Annotated in this window: 1 protein-coding gene; it reads left to right on the top strand. The window is 65.8% G+C overall.

All coding sequences use genetic code 11. The annotated features are described in order from the left end of the window. The coding region (locus tag AAAX35_RS09580) for an arginine deiminase family protein (RefSeq protein WP_349117459.1) at positions 1 to 1,017 on the top strand (1,017 nt) is incomplete at both ends.

The following is a 1,017-nucleotide window of genomic DNA, read 5'->3' as shown; positions in this document are numbered from 1 at the left end:
CTCGAGAACCTCGTCGCCGAGGTGTTCGACCAGGTCCCCGGCGCCCGCGCCGAGTTCACCGACCAGTACATCGCCGAGGCAGGCATCCGCGGCCAGCACATGCCGCAGATCGTCCGCGAGAAGCTGGACTCCATCGAGGACAACCTCGAGTTCGTCAAGAAGACCATGGCCGGCATGACCAAGGCCGAGATCGACCTGCCCCTCACGGCGTCCACGACCCTCGACTCCCTGGTCAACTCCGAGTCCGAGTCCGACCTGATCATCGACCCGATGCCCAACCTCTACTTCACCCGCGACCCGTTCGCGGTCGTCGGCGAGGGCGTCAACCTCAACCGCATGTACTCGGTCACCCGCAACCGCGAGACCCTGTACGGCAAGTACGTCTTCAAGTACCACCCCGACTACAAGGACGTCTCCCTGTACTTCCGCCGCGACTGCCAGTTCCACACCGAGGGCGGCGACGTGCTGAACATCAACGAGAAGACCCTCGCCGTCGGCATCTCCCAGCGCACCCAGGCCGCCGCTATCGACGTCATGGCCCAGAACATCTTCTGGAACTCCGACTCCAAGGTCGAGCGCATCCTGGCCTTCGACATCCCCGTCTCGCGCGCCTTCATGCACCTCGACACGGTCTTCACCCAGATCGACGTCGATAAGTTCACGATCCACCCCGCCATCATGGGCACCCTGCGCGTCTACGAGCTGACCGCCGGCAAGAACCCGGGCGACGTGAACATCCGCCTGATCGAGGACACCCTCGAGCACGTCCTGGAGGACGCCACCGGCGTCGACCAGGTCAAGCTGATCCCCTGCGGCGGCGGCGACCCGATCGCGGCCTCCCGCGAGCAGTGGAACGACGGCTCCAACACCCTGTGCGTCGAGCCCGGCAAGATCTGCGTCTACGCCCGCAACACCGTCACCAACGACGTGCTGTACAAGGAGGGCCTGGACCTTCTCGTCGTGCCCTCCGCCGAGCTCTCCCGCGGCCGCGGCGGCCCGCGCTGCATGAGCATGCCC

Origin of the sequence: Collinsella sp. CLA-ER-H11 (genome assembly GCF_040092445.1) — a bacterium.
Taxonomy (GTDB): Bacteria; Actinomycetota; Coriobacteriia; order Coriobacteriales; family Coriobacteriaceae; genus Collinsella.
Note: the sequence above shows the minus strand (reverse complement) of the source record. Positions and strands in the feature narration are given on the sequence as shown.